Annotated in this window: 14 protein-coding genes; 6 read left to right on the top strand and 8 right to left on the bottom strand. The window is 71.2% G+C overall.

What is annotated here, in order from left to right; translation table 11 throughout:
* Positions 1–86 precede the first annotated feature (86 nt).
* The 5 genes from M8445_RS02555 to M8445_RS02535 form a co-directional block, all read right to left on the bottom strand.
* Complete coding sequence (locus tag M8445_RS02555) at positions 87–2,063, bottom strand: serine/threonine-protein kinase (RefSeq protein ID WP_273989429.1); 1,977 nt, start codon at positions 2,061–2,063, stop codon at positions 87–89.
* Positions 2,064–2,176: 113 nt separating this feature from the next.
* Complete coding sequence (locus M8445_RS02550) at positions 2,177–2,794, bottom strand: hypothetical protein (protein WP_273989428.1); 618 nt, start codon at positions 2,792–2,794, stop codon at positions 2,177–2,179.
* Between the two features lie 28 nt (positions 2,795–2,822).
* Positions 2,823–3,869 (bottom strand): transposase, encoded by a 1,047-nt coding sequence (locus tag M8445_RS02545; RefSeq protein WP_273988203.1) that lies wholly within the window; start codon positions 3,867–3,869, stop codon positions 2,823–2,825.
* A gap of 72 nt (positions 3,870–3,941) precedes the next feature.
* Positions 3,942–4,538, bottom strand: coding sequence for a hypothetical protein (locus M8445_RS02540; protein ID WP_273989427.1), 597 nt, complete (start codon positions 4,536–4,538; stop codon positions 3,942–3,944).
* An 83-nt stretch (positions 4,539–4,621) separates the two neighbouring features.
* Positions 4,622–4,897 carry a hypothetical protein gene (locus M8445_RS02535; protein ID WP_273989425.1) on the bottom strand — a complete coding sequence of 92 codons (276 nt, stop codon included), beginning with the start codon at positions 4,895–4,897 and terminating at the stop codon, positions 4,622–4,624.
* An 85-nt stretch (positions 4,898–4,982) separates the two neighbouring features.
* Here M8445_RS02535 and M8445_RS02530 point away from each other — a divergent pair, with 85 nt between their 5' ends.
* Both M8445_RS02530 and M8445_RS02525 read left to right on the top strand, forming a co-directional pair.
* Positions 4,983–6,284, top strand: coding sequence for a replication-associated recombination protein A (locus M8445_RS02530; RefSeq protein ID WP_273989423.1), 1,302 nt, complete (start codon positions 4,983–4,985; stop codon positions 6,282–6,284).
* A gap of 95 nt (positions 6,285–6,379) precedes the next feature.
* Positions 6,380–7,342, top strand: a complete 963-nt coding sequence (locus M8445_RS02525) for a hypothetical protein (protein WP_273989422.1) — start codon at positions 6,380–6,382, stop codon at positions 7,340–7,342.
* A gap of 260 nt (positions 7,343–7,602) precedes the next feature.
* Here the strand turns inward: M8445_RS02525 and M8445_RS02520 are convergent, their stop codons facing one another.
* Positions 7,603–8,061: a DIP1984 family protein gene (locus tag M8445_RS02520; RefSeq protein ID WP_273989419.1), complete on the bottom strand. Its 459-nt coding sequence runs from the start codon at positions 8,059–8,061 to the stop codon at positions 7,603–7,605.
* 140 nt (positions 8,062–8,201) lie between these two features.
* On the opposite strand from M8445_RS02520, the gene M8445_RS02515 reads away from it, so the two are divergent.
* The 4 genes from M8445_RS02515 (at position 8,202) to M8445_RS02500 (ending at position 13,557) form a co-directional block, all read left to right on the top strand.
* Positions 8,202–10,505, top strand: coding sequence for an endonuclease MutS2 (locus M8445_RS02515; RefSeq protein ID WP_273989417.1), 2,304 nt, complete (start codon positions 8,202–8,204; stop codon positions 10,503–10,505).
* 118 nt (positions 10,506–10,623) lie between these two features.
* A complete protein-coding gene (locus M8445_RS02510) occupies positions 10,624–11,619 on the top strand; it encodes a hypothetical protein (RefSeq protein ID WP_273989416.1) in 996 nt (331 codons plus the stop codon).
* Between the two features lie 112 nt (positions 11,620–11,731).
* Positions 11,732–12,922 (top strand): MFS transporter, encoded by a 1,191-nt coding sequence (locus M8445_RS02505; RefSeq protein WP_273989415.1) that lies wholly within the window; start codon positions 11,732–11,734, stop codon positions 12,920–12,922.
* A gap of 146 nt (positions 12,923–13,068) precedes the next feature.
* On the top strand, positions 13,069–13,557 hold the full coding sequence (locus M8445_RS02500) for a GreA/GreB family elongation factor (protein ID WP_273989414.1): 489 nt from the start codon (positions 13,069–13,071) through the stop codon (positions 13,555–13,557).
* A 101-nt stretch (positions 13,558–13,658) separates the two neighbouring features.
* Here M8445_RS02500 and M8445_RS02495 read toward each other — a convergent pair whose 3' ends face one another.
* A complete protein-coding gene (locus tag M8445_RS02495; protein ID WP_273989412.1) occupies positions 13,659–14,552 on the bottom strand; it encodes a hypothetical protein in 894 nt (297 codons plus the stop codon).
* 519 nt (positions 14,553–15,071) lie between these two features.
* On the bottom strand, positions 15,072–16,148 hold the full coding sequence (locus M8445_RS02490) for an aminopeptidase (protein WP_273989410.1): 1,077 nt from the start codon (positions 16,146–16,148) through the stop codon (positions 15,072–15,074).
* Positions 16,149–16,187: the final 39 nt, after the last annotated feature.

Here is a 16,187-nt window from a genome sequence, read left to right as displayed (position 1 = left end):
CCCGTGTGATACGGACTCCGGTTGAAAGGTTTGCAGAAGCTTTCAACCCGAGCGGACTCGCAGAGATGTGCCGGACAGCCTCTGCGTCAGATCAGGCCGGACGGAGCGCTGGGCGGCGGCCCCAGCGGCGCGTTGCGGTAGGCGCGCAGCGTGCCGTTCATGAACGCCACGTACAGCGTGCCGTCCGCCGCCAGTGGCGTGGCCTGCACGCCCTGCGCCTCCCGGTGCGACCAGCGCACGGCCCCGCTGCGCACGTCCAGCGCCCGCAACTCCCCGGCCTCGGACGCCAGGAAGACCATCCCGGCGCTGATGACCGGACTGGCCGTCACGCGGCCCTCCATGGTGTGCGACCACAGGTCCTCGCCGTCCGACAGGCGCAGCGCCCGCACCACGCCCCCCCACCCGGCCAGGATCGCCACGCCCGACTCGCGGTCCGCGCCGGTCAGGGCCGGGGACGCCCACACCTCGTCTTCCAGGTCGTACGTCCAGAGGGTCGGTTCGCCGCTGCGTAGCGTGACCCGCCCGCCCGCCGCGCTGAGCGCCAGGGCGTGCACCTCGCCCTCCCAGGTCGCCACGACCAGCGTCGCCTCGCCCGGCCGGGTCGGCAGGAGTGCCGGGGTGCCGTGCACCGTCCCGATCTCAACTTTCCACATGGGCGTGCCGCTGCGGGCGTCCAGCGCGTGCAGCCAGCCGTTCTCGTCGCAGATCAGCGCCGCGCCCGCCCACACCAGCGGACTGGCCGCCACCGGCCCGCCCGTCCGGTACGCCCAGCGCAACTCGCCCGTCGCGTCGTCCAGCGCGTACAGGTGCCCGTCGCGGCTGCTGGCCAGCACCTGCCCCTGCCACAGCGTGGGCGCGCCCGTCAGTTCCGCCCGCGCCCGGTGAATCCAGACTTCCGCGCCGCTGTGCAGGTCCACGCGGCGCAGCGTGCCGTCCCACGCGCCGAACAGCACGTGCCCGTCCTGGAAGGTCGCCGGGGCCGTCACCTCATCCCGCGCGGCGTACGTCGCGAACGGACGGCCCGACGTGTGCGTCAGCACCAGTTGCCCGCCACGCGTGCCTACCGCCACGAGGTCCGCCTCGCCCATCACGGCGGCCGGCCACGTCACCTCGCCCGGCAGTGGCACGCTCCAGACCTCCCGCAGGCCCGCCACGCGCGCCGGCCCGTCCGGGTGCTCCCCGGTCCGGGTGCGTCCGCCCCGGTACTGGCCGCGCACGTGCGTGGTCCACACGTCCCGCCGTGCCAGCGCCCACAGGTGCGCCAGCGCCTCGCCACTTTCCGGGCGGTGCTCGGGCCGCTTGGCCAGCAGCGACAGCAGCACCCGCGCCACCGCGTCCGGCACGGCCGGGTTCAGGTCACGCGGGTCCGGCGCGGCCTCGTACACATGCTGGTACAGCACGCTCTGATCACTGTCCCCCACGAACGGCGGACTGCCGCACGCCACGCGGTACAGCACCGCGCCCAGCGCGTACAGGTCACTCAGCGGCCCCACGCCCACCCCGCGCGCCTGCTCGGGCGCCATGTACGCCGGGGTGCCCAGCGTCACGCCGCTGCGCGTCAGCTGCCGCGTGTGCTCACTCAGTGCCACCAGCCCGAAATCCATCAGGCGCGGTAGCCCGGAATCGTCCAGCAGCACGTTCCCCGGCGTCAGGTCCCGGTGCGTGATCCCCCGCGCATGCACGAAATGCAGCGCCCGCGACACGAACGCCGCCGCCGTCAGGAAGCGCCCCAGCGGCCCCGGCGCGTCCTCCAGCGGCCCCAGCGCCGTCACCGGCCCGCCCGTCATGAGCGGCATCGTGAAAAACGGCCGCTCACCCTCCGGTTCCGTTCCCAGGTCCAGCACCGGCACCACGCCCGGGTGCGTCAGGCGTGCCAGCGTCCGCACCTCCCGCAGAAAGCGTTCCCGGTCACTGGGCGGCACGTGCGCGTGCTGCACCTTCACCGCCACGTCCCGCCCCAGCAGCGTGTCGTGCGCCCGGAAGACCCGCGCGCTTCCACCCTCGCCCAGCAGATCCAGCAGGTCGTAACGACCCACCAGCACAGAGCCTGAATCCAGCGGCATACCCGCGAGTGTAGCGCCCGGCGGCCAGGAGGGGGGGAGGCGGTACGCGCGGGTCGCAGGAGGTGGGGAGCGGGTCGGCAGGCCAGCCACCGTTCCACTCCCCACGTCCTCCCTTACTGGCCCATGGCGGCCAGTTGCCCCGGCGTGACGGGTTCGCGCAGCAGGTGGGCGAAGGTGTCGCTGCCGCCGCGTTCAGTCGCCCGGCGCACCAGGTCACCGCCGACCGAGTACGTGAAGATGTACGACCGGAAGGTGGGATTCCCGATGAAGCGCAGGGACTGCCGGGCGCGCGCCTCGCTGGCCAGGGCGTACGTTTGCAGGAACTCCAGCACCTCGACTTCCGGGGCGTGGTCGGCGTGCAGGCGCATGGCGGCCTCGCCGCTGACGCCGCCCAGCGCCCGCTTGACCTGCGTGGCCGCCAGGAACGCGCGGATGTCGTCCGCGTCCAGCCCGGCCAGCGCGGCGAGTTCCCCGGTCAGCCACGCCTCTGCCTCGTCCGGCGTCATGACGGCCCGCAGGGCGTTCACGGCGATTCCCTCCGACACCACGCACTCCGGCGCGTTGATGAGTTGAATGCTGTGTTCCAGCCAGCCGCGCCCGCGCACCAGCCCGGCCTCCCTGGTGGCGTGCTCGGTGTGGTGGCCGGGGTACCCCTCGTGCGCCAGCAGGTCCGGCAGGGCGGGCAGCAGCACCGGCAGGTCCGTGTTGATGTCGATGCGACTTTTCAGCAAGAGTTTCCACTTCCCTGCTGATGTCGTGTCACGCGGCGTCAAGCAGGGGGCCGTCCTGCTCCATCCCGGTCAGGACGTACTTTTCGGCATTCTGAGCTGCCTGCCGTTGTGCGGCCCGCCACGTCATTCCCGGTACTTCCCTACGCACCCGTAACACCGCGTGAAAGGCCTCCACCACGCACCACACCCAGTTCTCCTGCGCCTGGATCGTCCGGCAATGACAGCGTCCCAGTCCCAGGTTCTGCTTGAAGAACCGGTGAATCACCTCAATTCCCCAGCGGGCCTTCCAGGCCCGCAGCAGTGAGCGAACCGTGACGTCACCACCAAACGTGCTGAACAGGAAAAACCGTGTCCACTCCCCGTGCACCTTGCGCCACACGATCAGGACATCGAACCCACCGACCTCACGGGTGACCGACAATCGACGGACACGCCACCCGAACTCCGCGTACAGGTGGCAGCGTTCTGGAGGGAACTGCCGACTCAGCGCACCGAGGGTGAGTCCCTCACCCTCGAACTGCACGGTCATATTGGCTTTGGCACGGATCAATACCGGAATCTGATGCTCGCGACTGAAGGTCACAGCCGCGTCCCGCCCGAACTCCCCATCCAGGAGGAGACCCGCCATGGGGACGCCCGCCGCGAGGCAATCCTGGACGACGTGGATCATTTCCTGAGTCGCTGTACGGTAAGGATAGCGCTCTGTATGCAGGGCCTGGGAAACCTTGAAGCGCTCCAGCAACGGAACTGGATCTTCACCGAACCTGACCAGGGCCGCGGAGGTGAACTGATGGCCCAGACGGGTCTGGGCCTGACCGCTGTAGTGGTAGTTCACGCCTTCCATCGTCCGTCCGGCGTGGGGCACCATGACGAAATCAATGGCCAGGAACGCGCCCTCCGGCGCGTTCCTGGCTCGACGCTTGAAGTCCTCCGTGGAGGCGAAGGAGTCCCGCGCCATCTCTTTGGAGATGGCACTTTTACACAGGGTGCTGTAGGGGATGAGGCCACTGAGGCTGGTGACCCGGTTCAGCTGAGCGGTGATGATGCTGTGCGGTAGGCTGGGGATGCGAGGCATAGTCACTTCGCATAAAGGCCCATGAGACCGGGGAATTTCAAGCCCCTGCCTCCTGGGCCTTCGTGCTGGTCGCTATTCCCTCGCCTGTGGAAACTCTTGTTTCAGGTTCCCCAGCGGCCAGTTGTACCCGCTCCAGGGCCGGTCATTCACCAGTTCGATGCTGAAATCCTCGCCGTCCGGCAGTCCGAAGCGCGCCGACACGCGCGAGCGCAACTCCGCCAGGATCGGGGCCGCGACCCGCAGGATGTCCCCGCGCGGCACCGCCACCCGCGAACGCAGCGCCTCCTCCCGCTCGACCAGGGAGCCGCTGCCGGGCAGCGCGGCGTCCAGCGCCCGCAGCGCCCCGTCCAGTTCACCCAGGTCCGCGCGGCGCGCCTCGATGTCGTACAGGCCGCGCACCTCATCGGCGTACGCGATGGCCTCGCCGGATAGCAGGCGCGTCATGGTGTGCATGGCCCGCACCTGCACGGTCAGCCACTCGCGCCGCGCCTCCTCCGACACACCCGCCACGTCCGCCAGCAACGCCGACGCCTCCGCCATCAGGGCCTGCGGGTCGCGGGCCTCCCGGACCGCCCACTCCTGCGGGCCGCCGTACCCGTCAATGAAGCCCTCCGAGTGCGCGTCGATGGCGTGCGCCAGCCGGATGTACCGCTCTGCAATGTCCGTCATGCAGGGCAGGATAGGCGCGCAGCCTTCCGCGCGGGCCACCCATCGTCCCGCATGGCTGGCACCCTGACAGCGGCCCGGCCGGTTCAGTCGCCCACGAACACCAGCCGTTCGTAGGTGCCGTCCGTCCGGCAGGCGGGCAGACCTGCCTGGGCGGCCTGCTTCAGTCGGGCCAGGGCGGTGGCCACGGCGGGGCCCTCGCCGTACATGCGCTCGGCGTCGTCGGTCAGCTGGATTTCCAGGCCGCGTTCCTCGCCGTGTGTGGCGCGCAGGACCACGCCTGCACCGGGCACCTGGGTCACGTGGACCCCGGCGGGCAGGTCGGCAAGTTCGATCTGGTGGCGGAGGGTCTGTTCGTCCATGCGGTCATTGTGCGCCGTGGGTGGGGGGGCGCGCACCCCGCACCGCGCCTCAATTCCCCAACCGGCCCGCCCGTATCCTGCGGGCGTGACGTTGTTCGACCCGCCCGCTCCCCTCGCTGAACGCCTGCGGCCCCGCACGGTCGCAGAGGTCGTGGGGCAGACGCACCTGCTCGGCCCCGGCAGACCGCTGACGCGCGTGCTGCAATCAGGGCGGCTGGGCAGCCTGATCCTGTGGGGGCCGCCCGGCGTGGGAAAGACCACCCTGGCCCGCCTGCTGGCCGGAGAGGTCGGCGCGCACTTCATTCCGCTCTCGGCCGTCACGGCGGGCGTGAAGGACGTGCGGGACGCCACCGCCGAGGCTGAACGCCTGCGCGGCCGGGGCCAGAAGACCATCCTGTTCCTCGACGAGATCCACCGCTTCAACAAGGCGCAGCAGGACGCCCTGCTGCCGCATGTCGAGAGCGGCCTGCTGACCCTGATCGGCGCGACCACCGAGAACCCCAGCTTCGAGGTGAACCCCGCCCTGCGCTCCCGCGCCCGCACGCTGGTCCTCGAAGCCCTGAAGCCGGAAGAGGTGCGCGGCCTGCTGGAACGCGCCCTGACCGACGAACGCGGCCTGAGTGGCGTGACCGCCGAGGAAGGGGCGCTGGACCTGCTCGCCCGCCTCGCGGAAGGCGACGCCCGCCGCGCCCTGAGCACCCTGGAAGTCGCCAGCACCCTCGCCAACCCCGTCACGCCCGACGCGATCACCGAGGCGTTCGGACGGCACCTGCCGCAGATGGACAAGAACGGCGAGGACTTCTACAACCTCATTTCCGCGCTGCACAAGAGCGTGCGCGGCAGCCACGTGGACGGCGCGCTGTACTGGCTGGCCCGCATGGTCGAGGGCGGCGCCGACCCCCTGTACGTCGCGCGGCGCGTGGTGCGCATGGCCGCCGAGGACATCGGCCTCGCCGACCCCCAGGCCCTGCGGCTGTGCATCGCCGCGCGCGACACCGTGGAATTCCTGGGCAGTCCCGAAGGCGACCTCGCGCTGGCGCAGGCGGTCGTGTACCTCGCCCTCGCCCCCAAGAGCAACTCCGTGTACGTGGCATGGAAGAACGCCCTGAACGCCGTCCGCGAGGGCGCCGGACCCGACGGAGGCAGCCTCGCCATCCCGCTGCACCTGCGCAACGCCCCCACCGCCCTCATGCGCCAGCAGGGCTACGGCCGGGGTTACGCGTACTACTTCGACGACCCCGAAGGCAGCTTCAACCAGAACTACCTCCCGGACGGCGTGCAACTCGACCTGTACGCCCCCACCGGCGAAGGCTGGGAGGCCCGTGTCGCCGACCGCTGGCGCAAGTTGAGGGACGCGCACGGAGAAGGGGAGGGCGCGCCGGACTGACTGGCGGGACAATCCGGTCCCTCTCGCCGGGTACGGTGGGCGTACTTCAACTGCGTGCAGGAGCCTGTTTCCGGGCGTCCTGAAGGGGGGTCGTGATGCTGGCAGTTCCGGTGGCAGGGCGGGCGTGGTTTCGGCTGAATGCGGAGTGGGTGCTGCCGGGCGTGACGGTGGCGCTGGTGTTCCTGATGGCGGAGTGGGTGCCGCCGGAGGTGCGGCCGTGGCTGGTGGGGCTGGCCCTGTTCGACCTGACGGTGACTGCGGCGCTGATCGCGTCCCGCACGAGGTTGCGGGGCGAGCGGCACCCGGAGGCGCTGGCGTGGGTGCTGGCGCGTGGTGTGCTGGTGGCGTGGCTGCTGCTGCCGCTGTCGCGCGGGTGGTGGCCGGTGGCGGCCGCGCTAGGACTGGTGGGGCTGGGCGTGGTCGCGTTCGGCCTGACGCGGCCCCTCCCGGCGGGCGCGGTGCGGCTGGAGGGCCTGGAGCGACGGATCGTGTCGTGGTCGCGCGTGACGCCCCGCTCGGGCCTGGGCGCGTGGCTGGCGTGGGAGGGGGCCGTGTGGGCGCACCTGCTGGGCAGGGCGCGTGGTCCGAGTGGCACGGCGTTCCGGTCGTCCACAGGGGCGGGCGCGGCGTTCACGCTGCTGATCTTCCTGAGCGTCATGGAGGCCGTGCCGGTGCACTTCATGCTGGCGGCGCGGGATGAACGGGCGGCGCTGGTGCACCTGCTGGTGAACGCGCTGGGCGTGCTGTGGTGCGCGGGGCACCTGCGGGCGCTGCGGGGGCGCGGCGTGGTGCTGGGCGAGCGGCTGCACCTGAACGTCGGCCTGCTCTGGACGGGCAGCGTGGCCCTGAGCGATGTTGCTCAGGTGCAGGCGGCCGCGCCCGGCGAGGCGGGTGTGCTGCGCCTGCACCGTCAGGCACGCGCGAACGTCATGCTGCGCTTTGCGCGGCCCGTCACCCTGTACGGGTTCCTGGGGCGGCCGCAGGTGACGCAGGCAGTCAGCCTGCACGTGGATGACCCGCGCGCCTTCACGGCGACGCTGGACGCCGCGCGGCAGTGAAGTCCCCCGCCGCTCCGGCGTGCGGAGGCTGGCGGGGGGGCGGGGAAGCTGGGGGTCTGGGAATCTGGGGGGAGCGCCCGGCGTCGAGGCCGTGGGAGTGAGGGGTGCGCGGTGCCGGGTGAGGGGTGCAGTGTGCTGGGCGTGCCCGGTGGGGCCGGTCGGTCCGGCGACGCCGCCCCGGCGTCTTCAGGGGTGCAGCCTTTTCCCCGCTGCGAGGTAGGTCTCCGCCCGCGCGGACGCTCCCGACCGGCAGTGTGGGCTTATTCGGGCAGGTCCGTCAACCAGTTTGCCTGTTGCAGCTGCGTGTCCAGTTCCCGGCGTTCTTTCGCCAGGGCGTCCACCTGCACCTGCAACTCGCGGGTGGGAATGGCGGACAGGATGCGGACCTCGCTGTTGCTGTAGCGGGTGGGGCGGTCGCTGGCGGTCGCGGCGGCGCGGCGCAGCACCCGCAGGCGCAGGTCCAGCAGGTCGCGCCGGGTCAGGGCGTCCGTCAGGGTCCGGCCGTCCTGAAGGGTGGCGCGCAGGTTCGCGCGGTGAATGCGGGGCAGCAGGGCCTCCAGCCGCGCGGCGACCTCCGCGAATTCGCGCAGCAGGGCCTGTGGGTCCTCGGCGGGGGCCTCGCCTTCCTGCACCAGCAGGTTCTTCACGAGGCGTTCTTCCAGTTGCGCGGCGCGTTTTTGCAGGTCGGCGCGTTCGATCAGGGCCTCGGCGAGTTTCATGCGTGCAGGGTAACGCGCGGCGGGTCTGACCTGAACTGCGTGCTGGCCTGAATGGTGGGCTGGCCTGAATTGAGATAAGGCTTTCTAAGCCACTCGGCGCACGGTGTTGGGGGGGCGGGGCCGGTATGCTCCTTGCTGAGATGTCCTTCGATGCCCGCGCCCTGTCCGCCCTTGATTTTCCCCGTGTTCTCGATGCGCTGGCCGAGCGCAGTGCCACGTCGCTGGGCGCAGAGCGCGCCCGTGCGCTGCGGCCCTCGGACGACCCGGAGCGGATCGCGCGGGAACTCGACGAGGTCGAGGACGCGCTGTTCGGCGTGAGCCTCAGCCTCGGCGGGATTCACGACATCCGCGAGTTGCACGCCCGCGCCGCCGAGGGCCGCGTGCTGTCGGGTTCGGAACTGCTGAGCGCGGCGTACTCGCTGGACGGCGCGATGACCGTCAAGCGGGCCATCGGCGTGAACTCGCGCGGGCCGCTGCGTGAGGTGGCGACCGGGCTGGGCGATCACAGTGAACTGGTGCGCCGCGTCCTGAGCGCCCTGGACCGTGACGGCGCGGTGCGGGACGACGCCAGCCCCCGCCTGCGCGACCTGCGTAAGCGCATCGAGCCGCTGCGTGGCCGCATCCGCGAGCGTCTGACCGCCACGCTGGAGAAGTGGTCGGACGTGCTTCAGGAGCACATCGTGACCATCCGCCGTGACCGCTACGTGCTGCCCGTGCAGGCCAGCCGCGTGGGGCAGGTTCAGGGCATCATCGTGGACGCCAGTGCGACCGGGCAGACGTACTTCGTGGAACCGGCCGCCGTCACGCAGCTGAACAACGAACTCACCCGCCTGATCCTCGACGAGGAAGCCGAGGTGCGCCGCATCCTGACGGAACTCTCGGGCCTGCTGGCCGGCGACGCGGACGTGCCTATGACGCTCGTGACCATCGGGGAACTGGACCTGATCGCCTCCAAGGCCCGGCTGGCCCGCGACTGGCGACTGAACCGCCCGGAAAGTTCCGTGGGAGGCACCTACGACCTGCGCGAGGTGCGCCACCCGCTGATCGAGAATCCGGTCGCGAACGACGTGACGCTGGGCGACACGAAGCTGCTGCTGATCACCGGCCCGAACATGGGCGGCAAGACCGCCACCATCAAGACGTTGGGACTCGCGGTCCTGATGCACCAGTGCGGCCTGTACGTCGCGGCCGCCAGCGCGAAACTTCCCGTGGTGCGCGACGTGCTGGTCGATATCGGCGACGAGCAGAGCATCGAGGCGAGCCTCAGTACCTTCGCGTCTCACCTCAAGCACCTGCGCTACGTGCTGCGGCACGCCGCGCCCGACACGCTGGTCCTGGTCGACGAGCTGGGCAGCGGCACCGACCCCAACGAGGGCGCGGCCCTGGCGCAGTCCCTGATCGAGACGCTGCTCGCGCAGGACGCGCGCGGCATTATCACCTCGCACCTGTCGCCCCTGAAACTGTTCGCGCTGGAAACACCCGGCCTGAAGAACGCCAGCATGGGCTTCGACGTGGACACCCTGGCCCCCACCTACGTGCTGCAGGTCGGCCAGCCGGGCCGGTCGTTCGCGCTGGCCATCGCGCAGCGCATGGGCCTGCCCGCCGACGTGCTGCGCCGCGCCGAGGATCTGCTGGGCCCCGACGCCGGCCTGATGGAACGCATGCTCGAAGGCCTGGAACGCGAACGCGAGGACCTGCGCGCCCAGCTGGAAGGCACCGCCGCCGCCCGCCGCGACGCCGAGGCCGAACTGGGCCGCGTGCGCCAGGAACGCGAAACCCTCGAACTGCGCCGCAACGAGATGCTGGCCGAGGCCAGCCAGAAAGCCGAATCCCTGTACGCCGACGCCATCGAACGCGTCCGTACCCTGCGCGCCCGCGCCCAGGAAGACAGCGCCCGGCCGCGCGTCATGCAGGAACTCCGCGACCTGCGCGTCTCGGCGCAGAAGGCCCGCCCCGCCCCCATCGTCCGGGAGGAACGCGGCGACCCCATCCGCGTGGGCAGCCGCGTGGATGTCCCCGCCTACAACGCCGCCGGACAGGTCCTCGAACTGCGCGGCGACGACCTGGTCGTGCAACTCGGCGTCATGAAGGTCGGCGTCAAACGCCGCGACGTGCGCCTCAAACAGGAACCCAAGGTCACGGCCCCCAGAACGCGCGGCCCGCGCAACGCCTTCGCCGGAGCGGTCGCCGTCAGCACCTTCCAGAACGAACTGCAACTGCGCGGCATGGGCGTCGAGGAAGCCGTCGAGGAACTCAGAACCGCCGTTCTGGAGGCCCATGCCCTGAAGGAAAGCCCGCTGCGCGTCGTGCACGGCAAGGGCCAGGGCGTGTTGCGCCGCCTGCTGCGCGAGTACCTCAAGGGCGACAAGAAAGTCGAATCCTTCCACGACGCCGAAGCCAACCAGGGCGGGCACGGCGTCACCATCGTCAACATCCGCCACTGAACCGCCCGGCACCGCCCCCCGCGCATGAGCCTCCCTCATGAGGGGGGTTTTGACGGCACTCAGGGTCAGCAGGCAGGATGGGCGGGTGCGTTTTCTTCCTGTCTCCCTGCCTGCCCCTGTGGCTCCCCGTTCCCTGTTCCGTCTCCTGACCCTGGCCCTGAGCCTAGGGGCGCTGCCGGGCGCGGTCGCCTCGGCCCAGACGGCCACGGACCCGGCCCAGCCCACCACCCCCGCTCCGGCCCCCAGGCTCAGCGGGTTCCGCCTGCCCTCCGATTACCTGAACCGCTTCGGCAGCACGCAGTTCATCGCGTCCACCACCGACGGGTTCGGCGTGCGGTACCTGCCGCTCCCGCTGGACCGTGACGTGCGCTTCACGCTGCTGAAAGCCCCCACCTACTGGGATTACGGCCTGACCGCGCAGTTCGGCAGCCTGAGCGCCGCGCTGGGCCGGTTCTACAACGTGCCCAAGGCCGAACTGACCAGCGCTCCCGGCAGCGGTCTCCAGTGGAGCGCGCTGGTGCAGGGCGGCGCGTCTCACTCGCACGCCACGGTCGGGTACGCCACGCAGGTCTGGGAGGGCCGCGTGCGGTTCCTGAACAACGTCGGGGTGGCGCAGCAGGGCGACGTGACCGCCGCGTATACCCAGACCGAGGTCAGCGGCGGCTACAGCCGGGCCTACGGCAAGGTGAACACCGGCCTGTACTCCACGGCTCGCGTGTACGCCTTCCCCACCCAGGGGAAAGCGCAGGGCAGCGCGGACGTGACAGCCGTGATCGGGGTGCCGCTGGCAGCGGGCCTGAACCTGGACGCCTCGCACTTCGAGCGCTTCGTCATGGGGGAGTCCGCCATCGGGGACTTCGGCTTCGGCCGGGCGCGGTCCAGTAACGCCAGCCTCACGTACCGCCTGCCGCCCGCCGAGGGCTTCGGCCTGGGCGCCGTACGGGTCCGCGCGTACCGCGACTGGCTCGGCAAGTCCGCCACGGCCGACGCGGACATCGCCTTCCGCATCGACGGCCTGCCCGCCCTGATGGGCGGCAGCATCGGGTACGAGTGGTACGAGACGAACGCGGCCGCGAACAAGTGGCGCTTCGCGCTGGTCGCGCTGCCCCGCTGACCTGCACGTCCCGCTGACCCGCACGGCCCCGCACCCCTGAGCCGGGAAGGTTAAGGGGTGTCTCTAGGTGGGCCGCGCGGTGCGGAGCGCGGCGGGTGATAGCGTCCCTCGCGTGAGTGGTTCCGGGAAGGTTCAGGCGGGTGCGCGGGCTTCACTGCCCATGATGGCGGTGGGAACGGCGGCGTTCTTCACGCTGGGGCTCTTGCAGGCCATGTACGGCCCGGCGTTCCCGGTGTTTCAGGCGCGGTTCGGGGTCAGTACGGCGGTGGTGGGCCTGATTGCCAGCGCGCACTTCCTGGGCTCTGCCATCGCGCCGCCGCTGGTGGGCGCGGCCCTGCGGCGCGTCAGTGTGCGGGCGGGCGTGTCGTTCAGTCTGCTGGTGCTGGCGCTGGGCATGCTGGGCGTGGTGTTCGCGCCGCTCTGGGGCGTGGCGGTCGTCTCGGCGTTCGTGGGCGGACTGGGTCTGGGCGGCGTGAGCGCCTGCCTGAACGCCGCTTACGCCAGCGTGGGCGCGCGGCCCGTGAACCTCGTGAACGCGGTGTTCGGGGTGGGGAGCATGGTGTCGCCGCTGCTGGTCGCGGGCCTGACCGGGGTGGGCGCGGCCGGCGTGGACGCCGCGCAACTGGGGGGGCGGCTGGGCGGGCCGTTCCTGGTGGTGGTGGCCCTGTGCGCCGCGACGTTCGTGGCGGGCCGCGTGTGGGGCGTGCCGGACATCGTGACCGCCCCGGCGCAGGCGGGTGCGGCGCGGCCCGGACCGCAGTTCGCGCTGTTCGCCGCGCTGATCGCGTGCTACGTGGGCCTGGAAGCCGGGTACGGTGCGTGGACCGTGCGGTACCTGACCGAGGTGGGCGTGGGCGGCGCCGCGCTGATCCTCAGTGGGTTCTGGGGCGCGCTGACGGTCGGGCGGGTCCTGACGGGCGTGTTCGCGGCCCGCTGGGAACCGTCGCGGGTGGTGCTGCTGTGTGCCGCCGCGCTGGCCGTGTGCGCCGCCGCCGCGCTGCGCCCGGAACTGGCGGCCGGCGCGCACCTGCTGGCCGGGCTGGCGCTCGCCCCGGTGTTCGGCACGACCCTGGCGTGGCTGACGCGTACCCTTTCGGCGCGGCTGGTGCCGTTCCTACTGGTGGCCGGGTCGCTGGGCGGCGTGATCGCCCCGGCACTGCTGGGGGGGCTGTTCGCCCGCTGGGGCGCGCCGGCCGTACCGTCGTTCCTGTTGCTGCTGGCCGTCCTGCTCGCCTTCTTCACGTTCCTGACCGCCCGCATGGCCCGCCCGGCTCAGCCTCCGCTGCGGCCGGGCGCCGCCTGATCCTGGGACACGCCGTTGTCAGGGGGGAGGGTGTGTGGCAGAATGCGCGCTGATTCTTACCCAATCCGATCCGGAACCCTGGCAGCGCAACCCCATCAGTTCATGAGTCCTCGCCGGAACACCCGGCGGCGCAACGGAGGCCTAGAGTGGCACAAGCGACCAGACAGGTGAAGCTCACACGTGAAGGTTTTGAACGCCTTCAGAAATCCCTTGATCAGGAAATGGTGCGCCTTGCCGAGGCGACCCGCATCCTGCAAGAGCAGATGGAAACCAGCTCGGATACCGAGGACACCGGCCTGGAAGACGCCAAGCGCGAGAAGATGAACATCGAGGCGCGCATCGATGAACTCGAGGACACCCTGGCCCGCGCCAGCGTCATCGAGGACCACGAGAACGAGGGCCGCGTGGAACTCGGCGCGATCGTCATGCTGGGCAACGAGACCACCAAGAAGGACATGAAGGTGCAGGTCGTCAGTGCCCCCGAAGCCGCCGTCACCGGTGGCAGCCTGCCGCGCGTCAGCGAGGACAGCCCCGTCGGGAAGGAACTGATGGGCCGCAAGAAAGGCGAGGCCTTCGTGGTCAACCTCGACAACGGCAAGCAGATGAAGTACAAGGTCAAGAGCATCGAGTACTGACCCCAGGGCACCACCTCCAGAGCACCACACTGAACAGGGCATGACTGCTAGAAGAGTCATGCCCTGTTCAGTGTGCGTCGTTCAGGCCGCGTGTTCCGGCATCAGGGTTGCGTGGGGGCCGGAGCGGGCGGTACCACTCCGGGCTGCTCAGGCACTGGGGCGTCCACCGGGCTGTCCGGCGCTGAGTTGTCGGGTGCGGGCGCCTCCTCCGTGCTCACGGCGGGAGTCGGTGCCGCGTCCGGCTGCGCGGTCTCAGGCTCAGCCGCAGGATCGCTGGGCGCGGGTGCGGCTTCCGGAGCGGGGGCTTCCGTACTGTCCTGGCCGGGCAGGCGGGCCAGGGACACGACCGTCATGCCGCCCTGCTCCCGCACGCTCAGCTCGAAGGAACGGTCGTCTCCGGCGCGGCGCAGTGTCACGCGGTCCGCGCTGGTGGCGGCCCCGTCCTGCACGGAGTACCCGGCGGCCTGGAGGGCCTCGACCGTGCGCGGCAGGGCGCCCTGGGTGCCCGCGCTGTAGATCAGCGTCTCGCCCAGGACGGTCTGCACCGTTTTCAGCAGGGCCGCGCCCGGCAGTTCCGGAACCTTCACGCTGCCCGGCGCTGGCAAGGAAGAACTGACCCCGGCCGCCGAAATGGGAGCGGCGTCGGCCGGGGCCACTGGGGCAGCGCCGTCCGTGCTGGTGGGGTCCGGCGTAGGCGCCTCAGTGCCGGGCTGCTGCGCTTCACCCTGCTGCGGCTCACTCTGTTGTGGCTCACTCTGGGGAGGCTCGCTCTGTGGCGGGGCGTCCTGCGGGGCGGGGGTGGTGGCGGGCAGGCCCAGGTCCGGCAGGGGCGGGGTGACCGGGGCGGGTTGCGTGACCGGCGCGTCAGGCGGGGTCGGGGTGACCGGGGCGGTCTGCGCGAAGGCGGGCGCGCCGACCAGCAGGCCCACGGTGAGCAGACCCAGCAGGGAACGGGAGCGGACGGGAACAACGCGGGTGGTTTCAGTGGAACGCATGAGGCACCTCTTGACAGGCAGCGCCCGCCGGAAGCGGGTCAGTGCGGGAAAGTGAACAGGCCAGCGAAGTCGCGGCCGTTCCTGCCCCCTACCATGCGGGCCGGACCTGCGCTTTCCCTGCGTGAACGCTCAACTGCGCCCCCCAGCTCCGCTCAGGGGCAGCCGTGAAACCCCTCACGCGCCTCAGCGGGCAGCCAGCGTGCCCTCACCTGCCCGCCCTCAGAACGCACGGACCCGGCGCAGCAGGCCGCACGCGTTAACACATCCGGCCCGGCAGGCGGATGCGTGCGCACCCTCACGCCCGTAACCGCCTGGGAACGCGCAAACGGCTGGCCAGGACCCGTCGCCTCTCATGAACGCGTCAGACGGACTCCGGTTGAATGGTTTGCAGAAACCCTGCAATCCGAGCGGACTCGTAGAGCTGTGCCGCAGAGCGAGTGGGAGCCGAACGGATTCCGGGCGTGGAGTTGGCAACCCGGTGTAGTCCCGGGTTGTTAACGAAACAGACGGCAGTCCGCGTCAGGAACCCCGCAGGCACGCGGCGCGTTCGGCCTGCGGCCTCTGCGCGCACACCCGCGCCCCCTCGGTGAATGCCGGGAGGTGCCCACCTACCCTCGCCAGCAGCGCCTGGAAGTCCGGGACCATCGTCGCGTACGCCGCCACGGCGCCCAGCGAGGCGTTGTTCACGCCGCGCGCGAAGTAGGCGTCGTACCCCGCGTACCCGCCCCACGAGTCCTTCAGGGTGGCGTAGCGGGCGTTCAGGTCCGCCAGCAGCGCCGCCTTCCGCGTGCGCCGGTCAGCGTCGGGCAGCTCCGGCTGCGCGTACAGCGCCTCCAGGCGCGCGCGGGCGTCCAGCAGCAGCGCCTCGAACCCCGCCTGCCGCGCCTGCGCCGCCCGGTCCTGCTCGCGCAGCTCCGGCGTGCCGTGCGCGGCCAGCCAGCGCCGCAGGCCCTCCTCCTCGACCGCCGTGGCGTACGACTCGTTGAACACTGTGTCACCCGCCACGTACAGGCCCGGGTGCGCCAGCTCGTGAATGACTGTGCGGATCAGCGTGGCGTCCGGGTACGCCAGCATGGTGGACAGCAGCGGGTCGTTCAGGTACCCCAGCGTGGAGTACGCACTCACGCCCCCCACGCTCACGTCCCGGCCCGCCGCGCGCCGCTCCTGCGCGTACGCCCGCGCGCCCGCCTCGGCAAAGTAGCCCCGGTACCCCACGCAGCCTGCCACCGGGAAACACGACGTGTCCAGCGTCACGCTGAACTCCGGCGCGGAGAACACATTCCACACCACGAACGGACGGCCCACATCCACGAACTTCAAAAAAGACCCGTGATCCGGCAGGCCCAGCCCGCCCGCCGCCTCGGGCGCCACCGCGAACGCCCGCACGTCCGACGCCAGCCGCAACTTGCGCCGCACCTCCGGCGGCGTGGCCGGGTCCGCCAGGGCCGCCTCGACCGGCCGCGCCCGCCGCAACAGGTCCAGTTGCCCGCCCGCCGCCTGCGTCAGGTACCGCACCTGCGCGCACCCGCTCAGGGCCAGCACGGCGGCCGCCACGCCCAGCACCAGTCCCGCCACCCGCACACGCCGACCCTTCACGCCGCCCGCCTCATGCGGCCCAGTATGCGCCGCCCGCGC

This window comes from Deinococcus aquaticus (assembly GCF_028622095.1).
GTDB classification, from domain to species: domain Bacteria; phylum Deinococcota; class Deinococci; order Deinococcales; family Deinococcaceae; genus Deinococcus; species Deinococcus aquaticus.
This window is presented reverse-complemented; position numbering and strand designations above follow the sequence as displayed.